Source organism: Denitrovibrio acetiphilus DSM 12809, assembly GCF_000025725.1.
In the GTDB taxonomy this organism is placed as follows: Bacteria; Chrysiogenota; Deferribacteres; order Deferribacterales; family Geovibrionaceae; genus Denitrovibrio; species Denitrovibrio acetiphilus.
On the sequence record NC_013943.1, the window covers coordinates 2340182 to 2364085 of the forward strand.

21 protein-coding genes are annotated in these 23904 nt (G+C 42.9%); 12 read left to right on the top strand and 9 right to left on the bottom strand.

The window, feature by feature from the left end; genetic code table 11:
• Positions 1 to 36 precede the first annotated feature (36 nt).
• Both DACET_RS11135 and DACET_RS11140 read right to left on the bottom strand, forming a co-directional pair.
• Positions 37 to 483 carry a division/cell wall cluster transcriptional repressor MraZ gene (locus tag DACET_RS11135; protein ID WP_013011476.1) on the bottom strand — a complete coding sequence of 149 codons (447 nt, stop codon included), beginning with the start codon at positions 481 to 483 and terminating at the stop codon, positions 37 to 39.
• Positions 484 to 798: 315 nt separating this feature from the next.
• A complete protein-coding gene (locus DACET_RS11140) occupies positions 799 to 3090 on the bottom strand; it encodes a methyl-accepting chemotaxis protein (RefSeq protein WP_013011477.1) in 2292 nt (763 codons plus the stop codon).
• A gap of 107 nt (positions 3091 to 3197) precedes the next feature.
• On the opposite strand from DACET_RS11140, the gene mazG reads away from it, so the two are divergent.
• Entirely contained in the window at positions 3198 to 3971 is a 774-nt protein-coding gene (gene mazG / locus DACET_RS11145) for a nucleoside triphosphate pyrophosphohydrolase (protein ID WP_013011478.1), read from the top strand.
• A gap of 105 nt (positions 3972 to 4076) precedes the next feature.
• Positions 4077 to 5162 (top strand): Fic family protein, encoded by a 1086-nt coding sequence (locus tag DACET_RS11150; RefSeq protein WP_013011479.1) that lies wholly within the window; start codon positions 4077 to 4079, stop codon positions 5160 to 5162.
• Here DACET_RS11150 and DACET_RS11155 read toward each other — a convergent pair.
• Both DACET_RS11155 and DACET_RS11160 read right to left on the bottom strand, forming a co-directional pair.
• Positions 5155 to 6585, bottom strand: a complete 1431-nt coding sequence (locus DACET_RS11155; RefSeq protein ID WP_013011480.1) for a flagellar assembly protein A — start codon at positions 6583 to 6585, stop codon at positions 5155 to 5157. The genes DACET_RS11150 and DACET_RS11155 overlap by 8 nt on opposite strands.
• Complete coding sequence (locus DACET_RS11160) at positions 6582 to 7436, bottom strand: PAS domain-containing protein (protein ID WP_013011481.1); 855 nt, start codon at positions 7434 to 7436, stop codon at positions 6582 to 6584. The genes DACET_RS11155 and DACET_RS11160 overlap by 4 nt, the downstream gene beginning before the upstream one ends.
• A gap of 130 nt (positions 7437 to 7566) precedes the next feature.
• Here DACET_RS11160 and DACET_RS11165 point away from each other — a divergent pair, with 130 nt between their 5' ends.
• Entirely contained in the window at positions 7567 to 10902 is a 3336-nt protein-coding gene (locus DACET_RS11165; RefSeq protein WP_013011482.1) for an AAA family ATPase, read from the top strand.
• A 335-nt stretch (positions 10903 to 11237) separates the two neighbouring features.
• Positions 11238 to 11711 (top strand): rhodanese-like domain-containing protein, encoded by a 474-nt coding sequence (locus DACET_RS11170; RefSeq protein WP_013011483.1) that lies wholly within the window; start codon positions 11238 to 11240, stop codon positions 11709 to 11711.
• A 55-nt stretch (positions 11712 to 11766) separates the two neighbouring features.
• Here DACET_RS11170 and DACET_RS16365 read toward each other — a convergent pair whose 3' ends face one another.
• From DACET_RS16365 to DACET_RS11185, 4 genes are all read right to left on the bottom strand, one after another.
• Positions 11767 to 11928 carry a hypothetical protein gene (locus DACET_RS16365; protein ID WP_169304229.1) on the bottom strand — a complete coding sequence of 54 codons (162 nt, stop codon included), beginning with the start codon at positions 11926 to 11928 and terminating at the stop codon, positions 11767 to 11769.
• 176 nt (positions 11929 to 12104) lie between these two features.
• On the bottom strand, positions 12105 to 13211 hold the full coding sequence (locus DACET_RS11175) for a phage portal protein family protein (protein WP_013011484.1): 1107 nt from the start codon (positions 13209 to 13211) through the stop codon (positions 12105 to 12107).
• Between the two features lie 13 nt (positions 13212 to 13224).
• On the bottom strand, positions 13225 to 14625 hold the full coding sequence (gene terL, locus DACET_RS11180; RefSeq protein ID WP_013011485.1) for a phage terminase large subunit: 1401 nt from the start codon (positions 14623 to 14625) through the stop codon (positions 13225 to 13227).
• On the bottom strand, positions 14612 to 15061 hold the full coding sequence (locus DACET_RS11185; protein ID WP_013011486.1) for a hypothetical protein: 450 nt from the start codon (positions 15059 to 15061) through the stop codon (positions 14612 to 14614). The genes terL and DACET_RS11185 overlap by 14 nt, the downstream gene beginning before the upstream one ends.
• A gap of 158 nt (positions 15062 to 15219) precedes the next feature.
• Here DACET_RS11185 and DACET_RS11190 point away from each other — a divergent pair, with 158 nt between their 5' ends.
• The 6 genes from DACET_RS11190 to DACET_RS11215 all read left to right on the top strand — a co-directional run bounded on the left by DACET_RS11190 (position 15220) and on the right by DACET_RS11215 (position 20677).
• On the top strand, positions 15220 to 16308 hold the full coding sequence (locus DACET_RS11190) for a Fic family protein (RefSeq protein ID WP_013011487.1): 1089 nt from the start codon (positions 15220 to 15222) through the stop codon (positions 16306 to 16308).
• Between the two features lie 4 nt (positions 16309 to 16312).
• Positions 16313 to 17200, top strand: a complete 888-nt coding sequence (locus DACET_RS15655; RefSeq protein WP_013011488.1) for an ROK family protein — start codon at positions 16313 to 16315, stop codon at positions 17198 to 17200.
• An 81-nt stretch (positions 17201 to 17281) separates the two neighbouring features.
• Positions 17282 to 18094: a hypothetical protein gene (locus tag DACET_RS11200; RefSeq protein ID WP_013011489.1), complete on the top strand. Its 813-nt coding sequence runs from the start codon at positions 17282 to 17284 to the stop codon at positions 18092 to 18094.
• Positions 18075 to 19121 (top strand): SPL family radical SAM protein, encoded by a 1047-nt coding sequence (locus DACET_RS11205; protein WP_013011490.1) that lies wholly within the window; start codon positions 18075 to 18077, stop codon positions 19119 to 19121. The genes DACET_RS11200 and DACET_RS11205 overlap by 20 nt, the downstream gene beginning before the upstream one ends.
• Before the next feature lie 65 nt (positions 19122 to 19186).
• Positions 19187 to 20329 carry a signal recognition particle-docking protein FtsY gene (ftsY, locus tag DACET_RS11210; protein ID WP_013011491.1) on the top strand — a complete coding sequence of 381 codons (1143 nt, stop codon included), beginning with the start codon at positions 19187 to 19189 and terminating at the stop codon, positions 20327 to 20329.
• 9 nt (positions 20330 to 20338) lie between these two features.
• The gene (locus DACET_RS11215; protein ID WP_013011492.1) at positions 20339 to 20677 is read left to right on the top strand and encodes a hypothetical protein; all 339 of its coding nucleotides are present in this window, start codon (positions 20339 to 20341) and stop codon (positions 20675 to 20677) included.
• Here the strand turns inward: DACET_RS11215 and DACET_RS11220 are convergent, their stop codons facing one another.
• Complete coding sequence (locus DACET_RS11220) at positions 20678 to 20929, bottom strand: helix-turn-helix domain-containing protein (protein WP_013011493.1); 252 nt, start codon at positions 20927 to 20929, stop codon at positions 20678 to 20680. It lies immediately after the preceding gene.
• A 110-nt stretch (positions 20930 to 21039) separates the two neighbouring features.
• Between DACET_RS11220 and DACET_RS11225 the strand changes: the two genes are divergently transcribed.
• Together DACET_RS11225 and DACET_RS11230 are read left to right on the top strand one after the other, a co-directional pair.
• Positions 21040 to 21399: a helix-turn-helix domain-containing protein gene (locus DACET_RS11225; RefSeq protein ID WP_169304230.1), complete on the top strand. Its 360-nt coding sequence runs from the start codon at positions 21040 to 21042 to the stop codon at positions 21397 to 21399.
• Between the two features lie 36 nt (positions 21400 to 21435).
• Positions 21436 to 23562, top strand: coding sequence for a S8 family peptidase (locus tag DACET_RS11230; protein WP_013011495.1), 2127 nt, complete (start codon positions 21436 to 21438; stop codon positions 23560 to 23562).
• Positions 23563 to 23904: the final 342 nt, after the last annotated feature.

A 23904-nucleotide genomic window follows, 5' to 3' on the forward strand; every position in this document is an offset into this window, starting at 1 on the left:
ATGCTCCTTAATGTGTTAACCTGCGGCCTGCTCCACTTATCTGATCTTTCCTGCGAACTTCTTATAAAGTTCCGCTTTTTTGTCGTCTGAAGATTTACTCTCCCAGACAGCGGCAGGCCAGATTTCAAAATGATTACGCAGACCATTGATGATACATTCGCCCTTTATGCCGCACCTTTCTCTTATGTCAGAAGTAATCATCACACGTCCGTTTTTATCTATGGACAAATCGTCCATATCAGCATACAGCAGCCTGAGAAACTCCTGAAACTCTCCATCGTCACTGGCTTCTTCTTCCAGCCTGGCTTCCTCTCTGTCCCATTCGGCAGTTGGATAAAGTCTGAGGTGATCCTCCATTGCCAGCAGTGTAAGCTCATCACTGCCGTACTTAACCTTCAGTATGTCTCTGAACTTTGAAGGAACAGAGATTCTTCCGGTGTCACTGATTTTGTGCTGGTGGTGTCCTCTAAAACTTCCTGCCATTTTTTATACCATTCCATGCCTTATAATGACAATATCGTACAATTCATGCCAAAGTTAACAAATATTATGTGATTGTGTCAAGGGATATTGAATCTGCTACGATATGCCAGAATTAAGGCTCAGAAAGGATTTGCGCACTATTACGAGTGTTTTATTGGTAATAGTGCCTAAAAAGTGATGAAAAAAACCTCAAAAAAAAATTGTGAAATATTTTTAAAATACAAAATAGGGGGTGTTTTAATGATTAATTTTTGTGCAGCGACAAAAAAGCCCTGCCTTTCGTGACAGGGCTTTCAATCTGTTATATTTTGTTAATCAGATGCATTTAGCCTTCACAAACATCTTCTCCAGATAACCTATAAGCTGGGAAACATTTTCATGCATCTCCATCAGATCATCGTACGCTTTGTTCATATCTCCCTTGGATATCATTTCTGAAACGTGATGGGAGAGAGCGTGCACCCTCTGATGAGGTTTTTCGATGGCCTTAAAATCAGGATCGTTCTTATAAAGCCCCTGAAGCTCCTTCGAGAAATAAAGCTTGCCAAAATCGCACTCATGATCAGAGCGAAGCCCGACAGGCTGAGTTCCGCTCATAAATGCTGTAAAAACATTTTTAAGATATTTGATGTGAGCCATCTTAGCCTTAACAAAGACGATCCCCTTGCAGGACAGTTCATACTGGATAAGATCCTTTTCAAGTGTGGACAGATCATCCATAAGACCGTCTATCTGCTCCATCAGCCCCATAACATTCTGTCTGGACTGGTTGGAAGCCTCTGCGACTCTTTCAATATTGCTGGCAACCTCAGCGGTGGCACTCGCCTGCTGTTCAGCAGCGGTGGATGTATTCAGCAGGAGAGAGTTAAGCTCTTCTACCGAACTGAGAATCTCCTGAAATCTGGCGTTTGCATTTTCGCTGGTGCGAACCTGCTCCGCAATACTATCCGAAACTTCGACTGCGTTTTTATCTGCCCTTGCGACATTCTCCTGAATGACCTTCACCATCTTCTCAATCTCGTTGGTGGATGCAAGAGTTTTCTCTGCAAGCTTACGCACTTCATCAGCCACCACAGCAAAGCCTCTGCCCGCCTCACCTGCCCTTGCAGCTTCAATAGCGGCATTCAGAGCAAGAAGGTTAGTCTGCTCTGAAATATCATTGATAACTTCAACAACTGAGCCGATATTTCTGGCATTTTCTGTAAGAGAGTTGATGTCACCGGACAACGACAGAACGACCTCTTTAACGTTTTCTGACTTAATGGTTGCCTCACGTACTATATCAGAACCTTCCTGAGCCAGAGCGAGAGTCTTCTCACCTTTGGAAGCCACATCCGCCGTATTTCTGGAAATCTCTTCAACAGTAATGCTCATCTCTTCCCCTGCGGCAGCAACTGTCGCCGCAAGATCCACATTCTCATTAGACGACTTCCGTACTTCCACAAGAGCGTAATATATAGGCATAATCTTCGTAAGCAGATTACCAAGAGAATAAGTTGTGCGGGCGATATTCTGGTCCATAGTATCAAGAAAACCGTTCATCTTGAAAGAAACACTTTCAAGTTCGTTACCGTCTTTCTTGACAGGGAGACGCTTTGACAGGTCACCGTGCCCTTTTGTAACAGCTTCAATAATGCGGCTCATGGTTGCGAGCAGCTTCAGGTAATACTGCATAAAGTAATAGAGGAAAACAGCAAAAGCACTCGCCATTACAAAACCGGCGATAAACTTTTTAACAGCATACTCAAGAGAAGATGTCAGCCTTGCGGAAACATCACGAAAGAAGATTACATTACCTATATCGTTCCCCTGAAAGTCTTTAAGTTCAGTTTTTGCAGTCATTATCTTATGCCCGTCAACTTTAAGAGTTTTCCCGGGTTCAAACATATCCAGAAGTTCTTTAGTATTATCATGTGTGTATTTATAATATACGATGTCACCTTTAACGATGTCGGTTGATTCGGTTTCAAACCTTCTGGCTTTTTCAAAAACAGACTTCTTTATACCTATGGCATAATCCATTTTGAATGTTTTCTGTATATTTTCGACAGTATGAATAATTGAACCGCCATACTCTACAGAGCCGTAGTGTTTCCCTTCATAAGAGATAGGAAATACCGCACGCAGCCCGGGACCGCCTCGTCCAACTTCGAGTCCGACTATAGGTTTTTGCTGTTTATTCGACTCAACAACTGTCTGCCTGAAACCTGACAAATCATCATCGTATTTTTCAGGTTTATGCAGCCGGAGAAAACTCTTGGCGGGCGGGGTATGAAACTGAAACTGCGCAATTCCATACTCATCCTTGATACTGTTGAAAAGCTCAAGATATTTATCTTCAAGTGCTCCCCTGTCGCCCTCAGCAAGAATTCTTGCTGTGTCTTTGTCGCTGGCGATCGTTCGCACCGACAAAGCAAGATTGTTCAGTTTTTCATTAAGGTCATCTGACAGCGAGTTTGCAACGTCACTCATGACTTTTCTTGTGTCGTCATACAGATTTGCTCTATATGACACATAATCGTATCCTGCTAACACTATTGTTATCAGCAAAATACCGATATAAGCTGTGATGGATACAACTTGTTTGATACTTAACCTCAGTCTCATAGCTTACCCCTAAGAAATTGTCTTTACTTTGTCTTCCATTACAACTAAATTAGCATTTAGCATACATTTTAGCACTAAGAAAATTACGTTTTTGAAAAGTTAAAACAATGATTGAAAAGTTTACAAAACTCATAGAAATAGTCAGAACACTTCGTTCCCCTGACGGTTGCCCATGGGACAGGGAACAAAATCTTTTGTCTATCAAAAACCATTTTATGGAAGAAGCTTTTGAGCTGGTTGATGCTCTTGATAATGAAGATATCGACAATATCAGAGAGGAACTCGGAGATGTCTTTTTCCATGTTATATTTCATGCCGTGATGGCCGAGGAAGAAGGTAAATTCAGCATGGAAGATGTCCTGAATGAAATTAACGAAAAATTAATACGCAGACATCCCCATGTTTTTGGCAATCTCGGGGAGATCAACACTGATCAGGTCATAATAAACTGGGATAAAATCAAGTCTGAAGAGAAGAAAGCAAAAAGAAAATCCGCTCTGGATGACATTCCCGCAAGCTTCCCCTCAATGCAGCGATCTATGAAAATGCAGGAACGTGTCAAAAAAGTCGGTTTCGACTGGCCGGACATGCACGGTTGCATGGACAAGTTCAACGAAGAAATCAACGAATTTAAAGAAGCTGTCGCAACCGGCAGCAAAGACGAAATCGAACACGAAATGGGTGATGTATTCTTCTCTTTAATAAACCTCTCAAGATTTCTGAAAATTAATCCTGATGAAGCACTCCGAAGAGCAAACAGCAGATTCCACAAACGTTTCACGTATATCGAACAAACCCTTCAGGAAAAAGGGCTCTGCTCTGAGGACGCCACACTTGAGCAGATGGAAGAGCTCTGGCAGGAAGCAAAAAATCAGGAATAATCCTTGCAAATCAACATTCAGAGTATTAATATCTTTTATCCAATACAAATGCTTATTCTGGTTTATGCATTTTAAACTTTCTCCAATTTACAAATAGGTTACATAATGAAAAAAGAACTGAATACATTTCATACCGGCAGATATTTACTGAATGCGGAAACGTCAACTGACCTCTCGATAATAAATGAATTATTAAATGTATTCCATAGAATGCCGCTCTTCCCTGAAACAATCACTGAACTTCAGGACAATGCACTTGCTAAGGCTATATTTGCAGAAGCAAAGATTGAGGAAAACCCTGTAACCTTTGAGCAGGTTTGCCGGATAATGATACATAGCAGAGATAATTTTTCTCAGGATCAGTCATCTATAGAAGTCTGCAACATATTAGCAGCACACAAGCTTCTGGATGAAAAATTGTCAGAGAAACTGACGCCTGAAATAATCTCTTCGGTTCACAATGAGCTTATAGCGTCCATGGCTAACATCAAAGAGCCTGATGGGAGCTATCGCAAAGGCGGCATAAAAGCTGACGAAAAATGGATATCCGTACCTTATACCCCGCCAGCTTCAACGCTGGATATCAATTTCCTGATAAAACAATTGCTGGACTGGATAGAAAACGATCTCCCCAGCCTGAATCCGATAATAAAGGCAACGCTGCTCCACCTGCATATCAAAAAAATACAACCGTATTCAAATGCCAACGGGCACACAGCAAGACTCCTCGAGATCTGGTACCTGAAGAAGAACCGCATCAAAATTCTTCCATACATACTTCCTCAGATATACAACAGCCGCAAGGAAGACTACTACAAATGTATATCAGAATTTTACGCATCTTCTGACATCCAGCCTTTTCTGCATTTTATAATGGACAGCCTGAAAGACACCGTATCTTCTGTGCGGGATGCAAACTTTGCGGCGATGGCTTCAGTAATTTCCGATTCCAGACTTGCAAAGATGTACGAGAATAAAACTCTCATTAAGCGTCAGTATGATTTCCTGTGCATGATAAAAGAGAGTGGAGCTTCTTTCCAACAGGAGGATCTACAGCTTCGCAAACCCTACACAAAAATGTATGGTAACGTCAGCAGAACAACCGTCGCAAGAGATATTAAGAAATATGAAGATATGGGATTAATCGTTTTAACAAAAGACGGTTACGTTTTCAAAACCGACATTATCTGAAGTCTATACGTTCTTCACCCTTATCAAAATAAAAATAGCCTTTCCCACGCTCATTTTTCAAAAGAATGAATTTACCGGAAATCGAGACTCGAACCTCAGGCCATATCGCCTTCTCTACGGTTATGTGTCCATCCATAGGCGTAGTAAGCATTTTCTGGACATATTTAAGCTCTGTATTTTTTTCCAGAAGCTGCTTCCTCAGTTCATCCCGTTTTTTCATAAGCTTATTCACTAATTCCTGCTTATCACCTGGGTACTTGCGAAGGTACTCATGCCTATCGGCACCTAGATATGTTTCTATTCTGGTAAGGTCTTTCGATATTTCGAACCTTCTAGCCACAATATCACGAAGGAGAATCACATCATTTGCCGACTGGTAAAGAGCAAGTTCTGTTTTAACGTAGCTTTCAGACCCGAACACTTTAGCTGAGATACCGTTGACAGCATATATGCTCCCGCCGATAATCGACCCGGGGCTCCCCTCCACAGAGACAACATCTTCTGAGTAAACCTCAGACATGACTATTGATTTTTTTATGCTGACAGCACCACCGGAAACAACTTTTGCATACTGCATGAACTTCGCATAAACAGGACCATTACATTCGATATAAGCCTTTTCCGTACCGCCGATGATCCCTTGTTTCGAAACAACAGAACCGCCTGCATAGACGTTACCGCTGATGGTTTCAGCCACCACATCGTTTTTCGCCCGCACTTCAAAACCTGCTTTTACAACTCCCTTAACAATAACCGAACCGGGAAAATCGACATTTCCAGTATTATAGTCAACATCACCTTTTATAAGATATACTTCTGAAACATCGATGCTTATTTCATTCCCCTTGTTTTTATTATATTCAACAAGCCCGTCAATCTTACTGATGATCTTTCTACCGCTTTGGTAAACATTCTCACCAAGAATAAGATCAACTTCCTCACCGTCATTTCCTGTAATAGTCTGACCAAATACATCAATCCCGTCATAGCCTTTTGTGGGCTGTATTATCATAGCAACAGGTTTCTCTTTTTCCCCCAGCGCCAGCATTTTTCTTTTATATGTTTTATAATCAACTTTAGTAAGGTCTTCAGAGGAGAGGATGACATCTTCAGGCTGGTTTGTCCGAAGAATAAGCTCACCTGGCTGTCCGTGCACAGGACTTCGACCAGCTGCAATCTGATATTTCGGTTCCAGTTTTAGTTTATCATAAAGCCCTTTGTTAACCGTAGTCACCAGCTCATGATCTATGCCGAACGTAATATTCAGTTCAGAAAGAAGAATTCTGACATCAACAGGCAAAGCTTTAGGGGGGATAATCAGGTACGCAATCATCCCATCTTCAGAAATTTCAATAAAAGGTGTTTCACCGGACGGCTCATCCTCTTCAAAAAGCGAGCCTATTACATCATTTATATCACTCATAACATTGTATCCATACGTATAAAAGAGACGGCGTATTTCGGCAGCTCAGAAACACTTATAACTGTCAGGCTGGCAAGAACCTCGATAGCTTCATTTTCCACTCCCATTAAAAAAACTTTTACCGACTTACCGCCGGAGTCCATCGCTTTCGAAAAGTCACTATAACTATCAAAAAGTTCTGTAATGTCTCTTCCGATATATTCAGATCCGTTTCTGAAAAAATTCACCGCAGCATAGTTCATATCTTCAATCATATTGAGACTGTCAAAAATAATCCTTGGTATAGGCGAGTGTTCAAAAAGCGATTTGTAATAGGCCTCCCCCTGCCAAGCACACTCTTCAGTTTCTTTCTGCTCGGTTACATCAAGGATAATACCTAAAATCCCTGAGATATTCCCAACAGGAGTCATAATTACTTTTTTATGAACAATATGATAGTTGCCTCCCAAAATCGAAAATTTACCACGGTGCTCTATCATTTCATTCCGTTTTTCATTTAAAAGAACAGTATCACTTGAGGTAAGCATCTCTGCCTCCTCAGCAGTAAATATATCAAAAACAGTCTTACCTATGATATCCTTCTTATTTTTATGATAGAGCTTTGCAAGTGCTTCATTACAGCCGACATAGACCCCCATAGGATCTTTGTAATAAACAGGAACAGGAAGCATATCCAGAATAGTCTGCAGAAAAACTGTATTCACCGTTATACAGTGAAGATCGCAAACGCCTTCGCCCATTGTGTGGAGAAGAATATTACTAAACTCTGTCCTGCTCCCCCCCTTTTCAAGCAGAGAAATAGCACTCTTGAGATTAGCTATCGCATCTTCTTTATTAAACTTACCACGCATGAAAAAACCCCTTAATCGTTTACAGCAATATCCTTTAATTATTAATATACACCGAGTTTTAGAATTTCACATCCCAAATCACACATCAATTTCACTTGTGTTTTTACTCTTTTTGAAATAACAATAAATAATGAAATTCAAATCCTTAGTTGTTCAGGGCTTCAAATCATTCGTGGATAAGACCGTGATAGAGTTTCCCGGGGGGATAACCTGTGTCATTGGTCCGAACGGGTCAGGAAAGAGCAACATACTTGACGCTATCCGGTGGATATTCGGCGAGCAGAGCGCCAAAGAACTGCGTGGGGCGGATATGGACGATGTAATATTCGCAGGATCACAGCACAGAAAGCCCACAGGGTTTGCAGAAGTCTCACTCACTCTGTCTGAATTGCCCGAAAGCCTTACAGCGAAATGGGGTTCATTCAGCGAAATCACAGTCAGCAGAAAGCACTACCGCACAGGCGACAGAGAATACCGCATAAACGGCAAAAAGTGCCGCCTTAAAGACATACGCGAAATATTCTATGATTCCGGTATAGGTGCAAGAAGCATCTCTATCATCGAACAGGGAAAAGTCGAAAAGATCATCCAGTCTACCCCCGAAGACCTCCGTGCCTTCTTTGAAGAAACCGCCGGCGTCATGCGCTTTAAAGAGCGTAAGAAAGAGGCGGAGAGACGGCTGTATCAGACAAAAGATAACCTCAGCCGTGTCACCGACATCATAGCAGAAATACGGGCACAGATGGAGACACTGTCTGTCCAGACCGACCGGGTTAAACGCTACAGAGAACTTTCAGCGAAACAGTCAGCACTTTCAAAGTCGGTTATTTTCCATAGATACAGCAAATCATTCAGCGACCTGAAAGAGATAACCGAAACGGTCAACCAGCTTAAAATCGATCTGTCGGGCTACACAGAGAAATTCACAAAACTCACTAACATAGAAACAGAAATTTCTTCAAAGCTCTCCACCTCCCGAAAGGAGTACAACAGTAAAAACGAGCTGATTCTTCAGGCTGAAAGTGAATCCGGCAAAACAGAAGCAGATATCCGCCTCCTTGAAAACGAAATAGAAGCAGCAGAAAAGAGCAAAGACAGCCTCCACGGCGACATTGAGTTTTTACAGAAGAAACTTAACGAACTTACTGAAAGACGTGTGAATGTTCTGGAAAGCAAATCTGAACAAACAGAAAAACTGAAGGAAACTGAAGAAAAAATCGATGAATTCAACGAACGCATAGCAGACTATGAAACTATGCGCGAAGACATAAAAGAAGAGATGTTTGCTCTGGACGACCAATACCTTGAGCTCGCCCAGCGTGCATCAGACACCAGAAACGCCATATTCGAAAACGAAACACTCCTGACACGCTCCGAAAAAGATAAAGAAAGACTCCGTAACGAAAAAGAAGAGAGTGAAAAAGACAGTCAGTTCGCCAGAAAAAACATTGAAGACCAGTCATCAGATGTTGACAGACTAACACTTGAACTGGAAACAATCGCAGAAACTCTTGAACACTACTCAGACGAGCACTCAGAGCTGCGGGATGAAATATCCGTGATCGAAACAGAACTCAGCGATAAGCAGATCGAAGTTAAGAGCATAAACAGCCGCATTAAAATGCTGACGCAATCACTGGATGCAGAATCTGCCAGCGACGACATAAAACAGATACTTGAAGCAACAGGCGGGACATTGCTTCTGCCTAAACTGACAGAAGAACTCACCCGTGAGCTCGGAGACCTTATAATAATTCCTGAAAATGTCAAAACAGACATTGCAGAGATTCTGCGTGACGTTAAGCAAAGTGTAAGGTTTGTTTATGAAAACGATGTCGATGCACTTATCGACTATGCAGAAAACAACATTGATGCCGGAGAAAACATTGTCCGCAACGGCTTTATCCACCGAAAACCGGGAGCAGACGACAAACGGGAAAACGTCATCAGGCTGAAAAAACAGATTGAAGGCTATGAAACAGAGCTCACAAAAGCACAAAAGGATTGCGAGGAGCTTGAGCAGTCACTGCCGGAACTAACCGAAAAACTTGAGCTTCTGGCGGATAAAAAAGACGAACTCCTTGAACAGAAACAGACAACAACTCTGGATCTGAAGGACAGAGAAAGAAGCCTGAACGACCTTAAAAGCAGACACGAAAGGCTATCAAAAAGATCATCAATAATTGACAGTGAAATACAAAATATAGACAGCGAAATAGAACAAGCAAAAGAAAAGATTGAATACCTGAAAGAACAAAACAAAGAGCTTTCAGTAAGTATTGCAGCAAAAGAAGAAGAAAAAGATGCAATGCAGAGCAAGCTGGAAGACATCGATAATATGTATGAGGATGTCCGGGATGAACTTTCGGCATATCGTGTTGAAATGCGGGGAATTCAGGAGAAGATGAATGCCGTCACAAACGAACTTCACTTCATCGACCGTGACCTTGACGAATCCTCCACTAAACTTACCGCAGCTAAAAACAGACTTTCCAAACTCGTCACATCAGACATTGTAACGTTAAAGGATAATCTTGAGAAAAAGCGCATCGATTACCAGAATGTAATTAAAAAGAGACAATCCCTGAATGATGAAAAACTCCGGCTCGACCACCAGATAGCAGAAATGGAAAAACAGCTTGAAGACTTCGGACGGGATATTGACAAAATGAACCTCCATATTAAAAGCATCGAAGACGACATCTTTGACGCTGAAAAAAAGATGGAACGCTATCAGACCGAAGTTTCTGCGCAAACAGAAGCTTTTCTTGAGAAATTCAACGACGACATAACTTCTTTTGAAATGGATCTGACAGATTTTCAGCCAAATAAAGCGAAAAATGAGCTTTCCACCATCGAGCGTGACATCGAAAGCCTAGGTCCGCTGAACATGGCAGCAGAGAATGAATATCAGGAAGTTGTCGAAAGAAATGAGTTCCTGTCAGCTCAGAAGGAAGACCTCGAAGGTGCAGTGACATCGATATATGAACTTATCCGGGAAATGGATGAAAATACATCAGCACTTTTTCTCGAAACATTCGAAGGGGTTAAAAAGAACTTTTCACGTGTATTTTCAATACTTTTCGGAAACGGTAACTGCGACCTTAAACTCAGCGATCCGGATGATATACTCCACAGCGGAGTGGAAATTTTCGTTCAGCCGCCCGGCAAAAAACTTCAAAATATGAATCTGCTTTCCGGTGGAGAAAAAGCTATGAGCGCCTGCACCCTGCTGTTTGCTCTCTTTTTATACCGTCCGACACCGTTCTGTTTTCTTGACGAGATTGACGCACCACTTGACGATAACAATGTCGAGCGCTTCACCAAAATTGTCAAAACCCTGTCAGCAGACACTCAGTTTGTTATTATCAGTCATAATCAGAAAACTATGGCTGAGGCAGACTCCATATATGGTGTTACTATGCAGGAACCCGGCGTCTCACGCATCCTCTCCGTCACAATATAGCCACCGCAAGGTCAGCACCTTGAGGCTTATCACTACACTGCAACAATAATCTGCACTGTCTCGTCTTACGGCTCAAGATGTTCGCCTGCCATGCCATAGTAAGTATAGGAAAACAGTCATTGCAAACACCTTTCCGTCATTGCGAACACAGTGAAGCAATCTTACACCCTCAGCCACACCTCAAAAGTCAAGATTACTTAGCGATACCATTCATCTCAATAACAACAAAATTAACTGTCGTCACCCCACTTCAAATACCAACGTAATGAAAAGTATTTGACATATGCTGATCTTCAACTAATATCAATTCATTATTAATCTTTGAGGGGAAAAAAATGAAAAAAGTTTTTCTTGTATTCATCCTTGTAGTTATTCTCGGAGCCAGTGGTTACTACTACATGTCTAACCAGCCTACGAAAGTCGCAAGTCCACTGCCTATGCCTGCATTTGGGGAAATAACAGTGGAGCATGCCGCACCTCTTTTTGCCGATGGTCTCCCTTCGGACTACGCTATTGTAGACGTCAGAACTGCCGAAGAATTTGAAAAAATCCACACAGACAAAACAATCAACATACCTGTTGCCATATTTGAAGATGCAGACGAACCTTGCAAAGATATCATGGCAAAACTCCCGAAAGACAAAAAAATAATATTTGTATGCCCCTTCGGTCCCAGGTCTAAAGACATGTACCAATTCCTCACTGACCCTGTTGAAGACCTTGGCTGTGGTATGGCAAAAGAAGGTCTTTATCACCTCTGGGCAAACATTAAGTATAAAAAAAATCACATAGTCATTAAAGGAAAATAGATTCCCACTGGTAAACCCGTGGTTCTATTGCTTTGCGCATGATCAACACACGGAGTTACAACTTCGTTGTCACAGCCAGGGCATATGCAAAATACGTCACTGAGAAGCCCGCAGGGCTGTGGCAGTCTCTCGACTCGTTAGTTAATTCTGAGATTGCTTCGTCATTACATTCCTCGCAATGACTTATAAGCTCGAAAGCTGTGATTAGCTCATTCATACACGCATAAATGCGTGGTGTTCTGTCTTCGACCGCATAAATTTATCGACATATCCCATACTGAGGAAGAGCAAAGCTCTGACGTAAGATACTTTAACAGTAGCTTAACATTCTCACGCCGCACTCAGGTGCTCCTCAGAGTATTTTTCAGTCCGCTCCCCCTTTTTATATCAACTCTAAATTACCGGTATCCCAAACCGCTTTGCAACTTCTTCTTTATTCACCTCAAAGCCAAGCTCAACAGCATCCTTAATAATATCCCAGTCAGCTTCCGCTCTTATGTCCAAAACAAACTCAGGCGCAGAAACATTACCAAAATTAAGGTCTACGATCCACCGGATAAGTGTTTTCGTAACACGCTCTGCAAGGGCTTTTGCTACCTTATCACTTTTAACCTGAAGGGTTTCAAGATGCTGCTGGGCTAGGGAATATGAACCGTTTGTAGAGGTATCACTTGTGAGTATCTCCCCTGTAATAGCTTTCGATATTTCGGTATTACAGATATTTACCAGCTCAGAAAAATCCGCAGAAGTCCCCTTTGTCTCCAACACCTGCACACTATCCACATTTGCAAGAGCCACAGCCGCATCTGACTGTATATTATAAAGATTCTCTGCCAACTCCTTTGCCCTTGTCCTGCTCTCTGCATCATCTATAGAGTCAAAAAGGGCAAGCACTGTAGGTACTCCATATTTCTCCGCCACGGTCAGCCAGTAGCGAAATCCGGCTTTTTTGAACATCCACGGCCAATAGCATTTAGACAAAACAGGTGTCCCATATGGATTCTCATTTTTCGGGCTGTTGCGGTGGACAATAAATTTCAATTCCTCCTCCAGTGGAATGCTCACTGCACCGTCCACAAGGGACAATGTACCATCAGATGCAAAAGCAAACCTGTTTGGTCTTCGTCCCAGTGCCTTCGAGGGGAGCCATTTTCCATCCTTTTCTGCCCAGACAATCTCAACAACACTGAAACCATACTCCACAGCCATCATCATATCCTGCAAAAGCTGCTTCACTCCAAGCCCGGTGAGACACTCCTTCACAAAAACTGAAACCTCGCGGGATAATTCGTCAAACCCAGCCGGTCGCACATCCCACTGCATCCCGAAAACTCTGTCTTTCAACTGTTCCAGCTTTGCATAGATATGAGCATCCTGAAGCATCTCTTCAAATATGCTCATGTTCACCCCAGTTTTCCCGAAAAGGACATCCGGATTGCTCAGTGTGCCGAATGCTGTTAAGTCTGTATTCTTTGTCAAAACGCTTGTCAGTCTGCTCATTTATCTCTCCTTTTTAATATTTTTTAAATATCTGCCCTGTATGGCGCCCCACCCCAGCAAAAGATGCCTGCGGAGTATACCTCTTTTCTGTCTGGCTGAGCGCCTGTGTCATAGCGTCCACCATGTCATCATTTCTGCCCGACGGAAACAATGCCGCCTCGTCTATAAGTTCTGAGGAGAACTTTGCCCCTCTCTTCAAAAAGACATTCCCAGCCTCCAGCATGGGAGTCACAGCCACCGCCCGTGACACTTTGCTCCCTTGCGGATTAACAGGTATCAGGCCCTGAATCTCATTTTTCAGAGCAGAGATCACAGCAGGTCCATTCGCCTTATCTTCGATATATTTAGCTTTTGCCTGCGGATACTTAGCGGTCATCTCCCGCAGTGCGTGCACAGCAGACATAAAGTCCATCCGCCCACGCACCTGATCCACAAGATACCTCTGCGCGCCCTTAATTCCCCACACCTGCCCGACCACAAAGTCGGAACCATCTCCACCGGAAAATGTCATATCCCACGACTGCACCATCTGCTCGAAGTCCGGTACGTCCTCATAAAACCTAAACCAAGACTTTTTGAAAACAGCCCCGTCGTCCGGTGCCGGTCGTTGCTGATACAGAGCATTCCATACCCTTGTCCCCACAGCGTTTTTAATATTCTGAAGATCATCCAGACTATATTTGCTCTCCCATAAAGGCTCACCCGCAGAACGAAACTGCTCGTCCACCTCTGCTAGCGCAGGGAAACTCACCACTTCCCACTTGTCTGAGCCATCCTCAAGGAGCCTTCCTGCAAGATCGTCCTCATGCCAGCGGGTAAGGATAACGACTATCCGCCCTCCTTTTTCGATGCGGGTATAGAGAGTTGACTGATACCAGTCCCACACCTTGTCACGGTAGTTATTAGAATCTGCATCCTCCTGATTTTTAAACGGGTCATCCACAATGAGCAGATCCCCGCCCATCCCTGTGATAGAACCGCCGACACCTGCCGCAATGTACCCTCCACCAGCCTTTGTTTCCCATCTGTCAGCTGCTTTTGACTTACTGCTGAGACCTGTTCTGAACGTCAGGCTAAATTTCGGGTTTGATACTATGTCCCGAACTTTCCTTCCGAAGTTCTCTGCGAGACGGGCGCTATAAGACGTTGCTATAACCCGCCTTTCGGGGTTTCTCCCCAAAAACCACGCAGGGAACCGCACAGACGCAAGCTCACTTTTACCGTGCCGTGGGGGCATAAGAACCATCAGTCTGCCGGACGTGCCGGATTCCAGCTCCATCAGCTTTTCAGCCAATACCCTGTGGTGCCAGTTGGGGTTGTAGCCCCTGTAGGTCAGTCTCGCAAAATGGAGAAGCCCTTCACGCGCAAGCTTCAGCACGTAAAGCCGTTGAAGCGTCTCTTTACTCAGATTCATTTAAAACAGCTTTAATGTCCTCACTGCTTAGGTGTCCGAGTTCCGCAGTGAGCTCTTCTATACCTGAGCTCGCTTGAGTCTCCTCTTTCAGAAGTTCATCTGGGGACTTACCTATGCATATATCTTTATAGTTTTTCACTGTTTTGGAATGCAGCTCCACATCCCGCAGGCAGTCGCACTCTGAAAGAAGGTTATCTGCTTTTCGCAGCCCTTCCATTGTACTGTTGCATATGGCATCCAGCATCTGCACTCTGTGATTTTTCAGTCTGCGCAGTGTCCTGTCAGACTCCGGTCTTTTCCACCCTTCGCTGTCTGCACGTTTCTTTATCGTCTGCAACATAACCCCGCAGGATTTTGCCAGCTCTGAAAGGTCATACAGCCCCTCTTCATAATCTCTGCGCATAATAACCCATGACTCTTTTGTAACTCTGCCCATCAGCATCTCCGTTTTTAAAAGGATTCTACTCATTTTTTTAAATTTATATGTTTAATTACGATATGGTTAGAAACTACTCTTGCTGAAAACTAATACTTTGGTTTTCAACAGTTAAAAGGTAATATATAATGTGTTAAACAAGTCAAAATGGTGGTTTTATGATCAGAAAAGTTATTACGGACGTATACGAAAGTATTCATTTCAGCGACAGGTATGACACAGAACAGATAAAACTTCTCACAAAAGAGCTGGATGTGCGCCACGCTCATTTCAGCGGTTTACCCATCGTTCCCGATGTGAGGGAATTTTTAAACGATGAGCTGCGTATATGTTCTGTATACTCAACCGCCGCCATCGGCAAACCTGATATGGAGGAAACGGACGTAAGAAACTTTCTGGCAGGCAAACCCCACAGTCTTGACGAAACAAAAGCAAGAATAGTTAATAATATACGCCGTACATTTGAGTATGTAGACAAACACAGCAAAAACATTGAGGTAAACCCCGAGAATATACGCAAACTGCACATAATGCTGACCATAGATACCGGCGAGGGGCTTCCAGGTGTCTACCGCTCTAAAGACCGTACAGAAGTTAATACAGACTACACCCCTCCAAAGGGCTCTCTGGACGAACTCACGAAAGAACTCTGCGGCTGGTTCACCAGCAAAGATATGGAACAGCACCACCCTGCTGTGCGTGCGTTCCTTGCACATTATCACATAGGGATGCTTCAGCCCTTTATCAACGGTAACGGACGTGTGGCAAGAGTTCTTGAAGCGGTACTACTCGAAAATGCAGGCATGTTATACATCCCTCACGTCTTGTCTCAGTATTACAAACGAAACAGAAAAGACTACATCAGAGCATACATAAAGAATGAAAAGACGGGCGGTTTTGATATGACTCCGTTTCTTGTGTTCTGTCTGGAAGGTGCTGTGAGAGCATATAAGCTCATTACAGATATGACAGTAACAGGGCTTCGTGCCATTAGCGTCCGGGAGCATATCCGCAGGCTGCGCCAAACCAAAAAGGTTACCGAAAGACAGAAAAACCTCCTTGAAATAATATATCAGTACGATAAACCGTTTGACCTGAATGAACTCCTTACAAACCCTATATTCGCCGGACTCTACAAAAGCGTCACAGAAAATACTGCCAGAAACGATATCAAAAGGCTGAAAGAGCTTAACCTTATTACACCGGCAGGGAGATATTATACTTTTAACCGCTTTGTGCTGGGCTGACAGGATGTTTCTCTGTTTTGACATAGGCGGAACAAATATAAAATCCTGCTTAACAAATGCTTCCGGCGTATGTGCAGACAAAGCTGTCACGCCCACACCAAATTCATATACCGAGCTCATGAACGTTCTGACCGGCATTGCTGAAAATGCTGAATTCGAAGCCTGTGCTGTTGCTGTCCCCGGGACATGCGCACCCAAATCAGGCGAAACCATCTTTGCCCCGAATCTGCCTTGTATAAACGGCAAGAATATCAAAAATGACCTGCAAAACACTACCAGAAAACCTGTTTTCATAGAAAACGATGCAAACCTCGCAGCACTGGGAGAATATTACTTTGTCGAAAAAAATAATATCAGCAGTATGGTATTCCTAACCATAGGAACAGGGCTTGGCGGCGGTGCAGTCTTGAACGGAGAACTGCTTACGTCAGACATTTCGCTTTTTGAAGCGGGACATATAAACATCGAGCCGGACGGCAGGCCCTGCGGATGTGGTAAAAAGGGCTGCCTCGAAGCATATGTAAATACCAGCGGAATACTTGAAACTTATCACATGCTGTCAGCACACGGGCATGCAGACAATGTAAACATGGTTTATAGCGCAAGCAAAACCGGAGACAAAGCCGCAGCACTTACTTTTGAGGTCTTCGGCGGATATCTCGGAATAGGTATGGCAAGTCTCGCCAATATACTTGTACCGGAAAAGATAAAAATAGGCGGAGGTATATCAGAAATGTCTGATGCCTTTCTCGGTCATACACTAAAGGTTTTCGCTAAAAACATCTACCCAGCCTATCGCAACAGGGTTTCCATAGAGCTCTCAACTCTTAAAAACTCCGCAGGACTCAAGGGGTGTGCAGCTCTCTGCCTGACACAACTCAGCAAAAACTGAACATTACCCACCTCGTTTTAATCAATATCTTCTTGTGTTTTCCGGCATATGTGGAATATTATCCATACGGAGTTGGAAACATTGGATAATAAACTTATTACAGGCATCACACCTACTAAATGCCTCAACTGGATATACAGAAAAAACCCTGAGAACTATGTCTACCCCCCAGCAGTTGCTGACATCAGCGATGAGTATTATCAGCTCAACGCATTCGAGACCTATTCGCAGGAGTATTTTGTTATTAAAGCAGACAGCCTTGAACATGCCCTGAATATCTCTGTAGAGCTATACGGCAATGCAAGTCTGAACACAGTGGAGCTGGCATATCTCACGACAGTCTGCGAAAAGCTGGACATTGATAAATCAGAAATAAACGCATTTGCGCTCCACGGCATAAAGGGGAAGAAAAATTTTGAAACCCTGAAAGCAATAACGTCATTCTGTCCGGTGATTCAGAAATATCTGTCTGTTAAAGCTATCCCACTGAAAACTATCGCTGTTTTTGCCAAGCTTGATAAAGAATTCAGACGTTTCATCAGGAACACTCTGGAAGATAAAGAACTTTCTGTGCAGGATTTCAGAAAAATGGTTAACATTCTTTTCGATATGCAGGCACAGGCAACCGACGAAGACATGGGACCGGATCTGTTGAAAAAGCTGACAGAAAAGAAAGATATGACTAGGCTCAGCTTTATGAAAGAGATGCAGAACCTGACACAGGGCGTGAGTGTGGATATATTCTCTGATAATAATTTTGAAACCGGTGAACTGACCTTCTCCTTTAAGGCATCCAGTATTGAAGAGATGCAGAAAAAGGCTGATTCTCTCTCTCTGGAGAGTGAGAAAATAAAAAATATATATAGGTTTTTAGATGAGCAGGATATTTGTTGATAAAGGCGCAGCAGAAAGCTGGGTCGCAAAAAACGCTATGAAAAACTGCTCTGATGTAGAGTTCGTATCTTCAGCAGCCGAGGTTCCGGACAATAAAAATGCCGTACACATAACATCCGGTCCTAACACGTTTGTACACAGATGCCCCGCAACAAAGATATACAGGTGCTGTAACTATTATGTTGCCGATGTTGCAGAGGGCTGCCCTTTTGACTGCACTTACTGTATCCTGCAATCCTACCTTAATCACGACTATATAAAGGTTTATTCTGACTTTGAAGGGGTCAGAAGTGATATACAGAGCCTTCCGAAAGACCGCTTTTTCAGGCTTGGCACAGGTGAACTGTCGGACAGCCTTGCCATGGATCACATATTCAATTTCAGCGGGTTCATAGCGGACACGGTTAATAAAGCGGATAACCTGCTGTTCGAATTTAAAACAAAATCAGCAAACATCAAAAACCTGCTGGATATCAATCCGAAAAACATGATGGTCTCATGGAGCATGAACCCTCAGGAAATAATAGAAAAAGAGGAGCACGGCGCAGCGAAGCTTGCAAACAGACTCAGAGCTGCAAGTATCTGTGCAGACTATGGTTATAAAATCGGCTTCCATTTTGACCCGCTCATCTACTATGACAATTTTGAAAAAGGTTATAAGGACGTTATAGAAAAGATGGTGTCATCTGTCCCTGAAAGCTCTGTTGAATACATCAGTGTTTCAACTTTTCGCTTCATCCCGGAGCTGCTTGATATTGTAAGAAGCAAATTTGACAGATCACTTCTGCTGGAAAAGGAGTATGTTAAAACCATGGACGGGAAAATGCGCTATTTCAAACCTGTCCGTGTACACATGCTCGATTTCTTTGTAAAAGAGGTACGTAAACACTGGAAGGATGTCTTTATATATTTCTGTATGGAGCATGAATCTGTCTGGAAAAAGATTATGAAATACGACCCGGGCGAGCGTGAAGATTTTGAAAAATTCTTCCCATGCCAGATAAAACACGCACCGAATAATGACTAAACAACATTTCCCCTTTTATTAATGAGGGATTCTGCTTATAATGTGCCCGCTTCGATGGAGGAATAATGGGTTTTTTCAGTATTTTCAAAAAAAAGAAAGACAAAGAGATAAATTCGGAAGAGCAGGTTTTAACACCTGAAAATATAGACGAGAAACAGCCTGAAGAAGCGGCAGATCAACCTGATTTTCAGCAAAAAGCAGAACTAGAGGCGCCAAAGCAACCTGAAGAAGAATCAGAAGCTGAAAAGCAGGATTACGCCGAAAAGCCTGCAGAGAAACCTGGTTTCTTCAAAAGGCTGAAACAAGGGCTGTCCAAAACTTCCGGTAAGCTCGTAGGCGGTATGGAAACTATCTTCAGCGGGAAGAAGGTCATTGATGAAGACCTTCTGGAAGAGCTGGAAGAGCTCTTTATCACCTCTGATGTGGGGGTTTCTACCACAATGAAAATTATTGATAATGTCCGTGACGAACTCTCCCGCAAAGCCCTTAAAAACCCACAGGAACTAAAAGCATCCCTCAGAAAACAAATCCTGAATATCCTTGACATACCAAACGAACTTAACACCACAGATGACAAGCCTTATGTAATACTTGTGGCAGGCGTAAACGGGGCAGGAAAAACAACCAGCATTGCCAAGATGGCGAAACGCTTTAAAGAACAGGGGCTGTCAACATGCCTCGCTGCCGGAGACACCTTCAGAGCAGCAGCCATAGATCAGCTTTGTGTATGGGCAAAACGGGTCGATGTTCCGGTTGTTAAGCAGTCTGAAGGGAGTGACAGCGCCGCGGTAATCTTTGACGCCATACAGTCGTGTAAATCGAAAAAAATAGATGTTCTTATTGCAGATACTGCCGGCAGACTGCATAATAAATTTAATCTGATGAAAGAGATGGAAAAAATAGTCCGCATTGCAAAAAGGGAGCTCCCGGATGCTCCCCACGAAGTCCTTCTTGTACTGGATGCAACAAGCGGTCAGAACGCCCTTTCACAGGCACAGAAATTTCATGAGGATATCGGCATCACTGGACTCGTGCTGACTAAGCTTGACGGAACGGCTAAGGGCGGCGCAGTGATCGGCATCGTCGATGAACTTCAGATACCTGTAAAATTTATCGGATTCGGTGAAGGGATAGACGACATGAAACCCTTCAGCGCTGAGGACTTCGTGAACGCACTTTTTGACAACGAATTTGAAACGGAGAATTAATAACTTAAAATGAGATTCTTATTTATTTTAATTTTTGCGATGACACTGTTCCCCTATGAAGCATTCTCTCAGGAGAATATAAGAGGGATCTTTTTTGAGAACACAACTCAGCATATGCTCGGAGTCAGACTTATCAACAGACGCAACAGGGTCAACAAGCACTTTCTCTTTGAGCCCAAAAGCAAAGAGCATGTAGACAGTAAACTGGAAAGCTTTACACTTAGTGCACAGCTTATAACATCGAGCTACCCTATTGACTGCTGTGAATGGACACTTGTAAACAGCGGAGATACTGTAATTATAGAATATTCCGAAGACCGCCACCGCTGCTGGTGCAAAATCAAATAATCAGTCTATGTTCATGCAGTTTCTCTCCTGCAGAAATTCTTCCAGACTTTTTTTAGGTACCCGCCACCTGCCGCTGCCGTCAATGCTGGTGTTCCATGCAATAAGCTTAGCGCTCTTAATCCATCTTCGTACTGTGATGTGGCTAACCTGCAATATGCCGGCAACCTGATATATTGTAAGATTGCTGCTCGGCATAGATTCTACTTGTCTGGTAATACTTTCTTCGTTCCAAACTTTACAAGGTGCTGCCATTTCAACCTCCATGAACATAATTCATATGTATATAAATACACACTATGCATGTTTTTTACAACATATATTTTCTGTTTGTATTTAACATAATTTATCTGTATATATTATGTATGAATATAGGAATAAAGATTAAAGAGCTCAGAGCAGAACTAGGCATAAGCCAAAACGAGCTCGGTCAACTGCTCAATGTTAAACAGCAGGTTATAAGCTATTATGAAAAAGGGGATGACATCGACGCATCTAAACTTGCTACTATTTCATCAGAATACAATATAGACATACGATATTTTTTTTCTGACAAACCTTTGAGCTATTTCAGAGAAACATTCCTGGAGCCTAATTCTGCCAGTGGTGTTATTATCCCTTTTGGCTGGGACGACCTGCTCGGAGAGATATCCTGTCTGAACCATAAGCAACTAAAAATACTTGAAGCTCTCGTTCGCACACTCATAAAAGAATTTACAAACTAAGCTAAACACAATTCACAAACGGGGGAATGCTGGCTGATGGACACTAGCGGCGTAAACGCCCCATATATCCTGCGATTTTCAAAATCTATGCATAAACCAAATCCAAGAATCCCCAGAGGGGGGCAGCCGAGACAGGCTGAGGGTCCATCCATAAATCTTCAGGAGACTGTCAGCAGGATACAGAATGGATACAAAGGATATAAATCGTTAAGCTATAATGCCGCCCTCCCCGTTTTCAGTAAGATGACGCTTAAGCAGGGTTCGCTATCTAAGTCACTGCGTTATCATTTTATAAAAAACACTAATATCACTCTTTCGGGAAGCATTTCACCCTCGAAGCTCATATTCAGTATCGAAAATGAAAAAGAGCTGGAACGCCTGAGCAGTCTCATCCTTTACAGCAGAAGCAAAAACTTCAGAGCTTCCCTCACACATATAAAAGAGATCGGAGTTGTTCTGCCGAAAGAGAAAGAAGCTGTATCAAATTTAAATCCGAATTGTACAAAATACATAATCAGGCTTTTCGACTATAGAAACAGTACAGACGATTTTTTAAATTTTCTCAAATATGACATGAACATAGAGAGTGAACTCATCTCAACAGAAACATTTCGCTATGCCAAGGCCCGACTGAAAGACCTTTCGAAAATTCAACAGCTTTTCAGTCACAGCCTTATCCAGTCCATAGAACCGGAAACAGACATATATCTGTATGAGCAATACATAAGGCATTATGAACTGCCTCTAAGCTGTGTTGAAAAGCGAGACCATAACATCAGCTACCCTAAAGCAGGACTTGTGGATTCCGGGGTCTCAGATGATTCGCTTCTTCGTGAATGGGAGCTTGCTTCGGAGAGTTATGTCGAAAAAGGCAACCTCAACTCAGCACACGGAACTTTTGTATGCGGAAGACTGCTGGCGCAGGAAGGCAGGTTCGGAGGTATTACCTTTCTTAACGTGGAGATGATTCCAAGTAACGGCAGACTGGGACTTGAAGAATTTGAACGCCATATGGTGCATATGCTGGAAAAATATCACAGGTCAGTCAAAATATATAATATCTCAATGGGAACAAACATTTCAACAAATAATACATTCAGTCTTGCTGCACATCTGCTCGACCACCTCCAGAAAAAATACGACGTCTTGTTCGTTATATCATCAGGAAATAAAAACCCCAGCTCGCCGCCTCAGCGGATAGCATCTCCGGCAGAATCCGTTCACTCTCTATCTGTCGGGTCAGTATGCCATACAGACACAAACATCCAGAAGAAATATGAACCATCTCTATTTACAAGGCATGGTCCCGGTCCCTGCATGTTTATAAAACCTGATGTATCGAGCTTCGGGGGCGCCCATGAAGAAGTATTCGGGAGGCTGAAATCAGTGGGAGTATTTTCAATAGGGGTAAAGAACGAACTGGCAGAAGACATGGGTACATCCCACGCTGCGCCTCTGGTCACCTCCCTTGCCGCAAAAACATATCACACTTATGAACACGCTTTTAAAAGTCCCGATATGACCAAAGCACTTATTATTCACCATACTTTTCTGTCAAATCCAGGCAAAGACGCAACCCCGTATACAGGTTTTGGGACAGTTCCGCAGCAACTCTCCACCGGAACAACTGCAACTTATATGCATCAGGGGGTTGTCAGGCAGGACAATATTGTAGAACTGCCGTCTATCCCCGTCCCAACAGATATGTTTGATAACGGACGATGCACCGGAGAAGTGCTCCTCACACTTGTATATAAAACAGAAACAAACATAAACTTTGCTGAAATGTATTGTATGTATAAACTGGAAGCATCGCTTGGGTATTACAAGAACGGAAAATGGTCTTCCCTTGTCACGGCTAAAAATACAGTCGGTCTGCCGGAAGATAAAGACTCCAGAGAACGTTTCTCATGGCAGCCTGTAAAAGTTATGAAAAGGGATATGTCGGGCTCAAATATACCTGAAACACTATCACTGAGAATAATACCCTCTAAAAGAGATTTCTATAAAGGAAACGGGGATATTTCATACAGTTTTGTCATTTCTTTTATACATCCCAACAAAAACCTTTATCAGTGTTTAAGAAAAAAGTTCAATGACTATGCAGACATTCTCGAACCCGCATCCGACATGTGGAAAACATGTGGACAAAATTGTTACTAATTAGGGGTGTAATTAATAAATATTACAATCTTCAACAATAACGTCAATATACCAGCTACTTACGAGGGATGCTTATTATTGCTGGGTTTCAATTGTCAAGCACTTTCTTTTCAACATAATTCTGGAAAACCTGTTAATAAACTTATCTGAAACCCCGTTGCTTCATTGTTTTAGCAGAGCTGCTAATTTTTTGAGCACCAAAAAAACTATTAATTTTTTATAGATCCCCACGGGTAAACCTATGGTTCTATTGCTTCGCACGTGCTTAACACATGCATTTACAACTTCGTTGTCAAAGCTAAAGCATATGCAAAATACGTCACTGCGAAGCCCGCAGGGCTG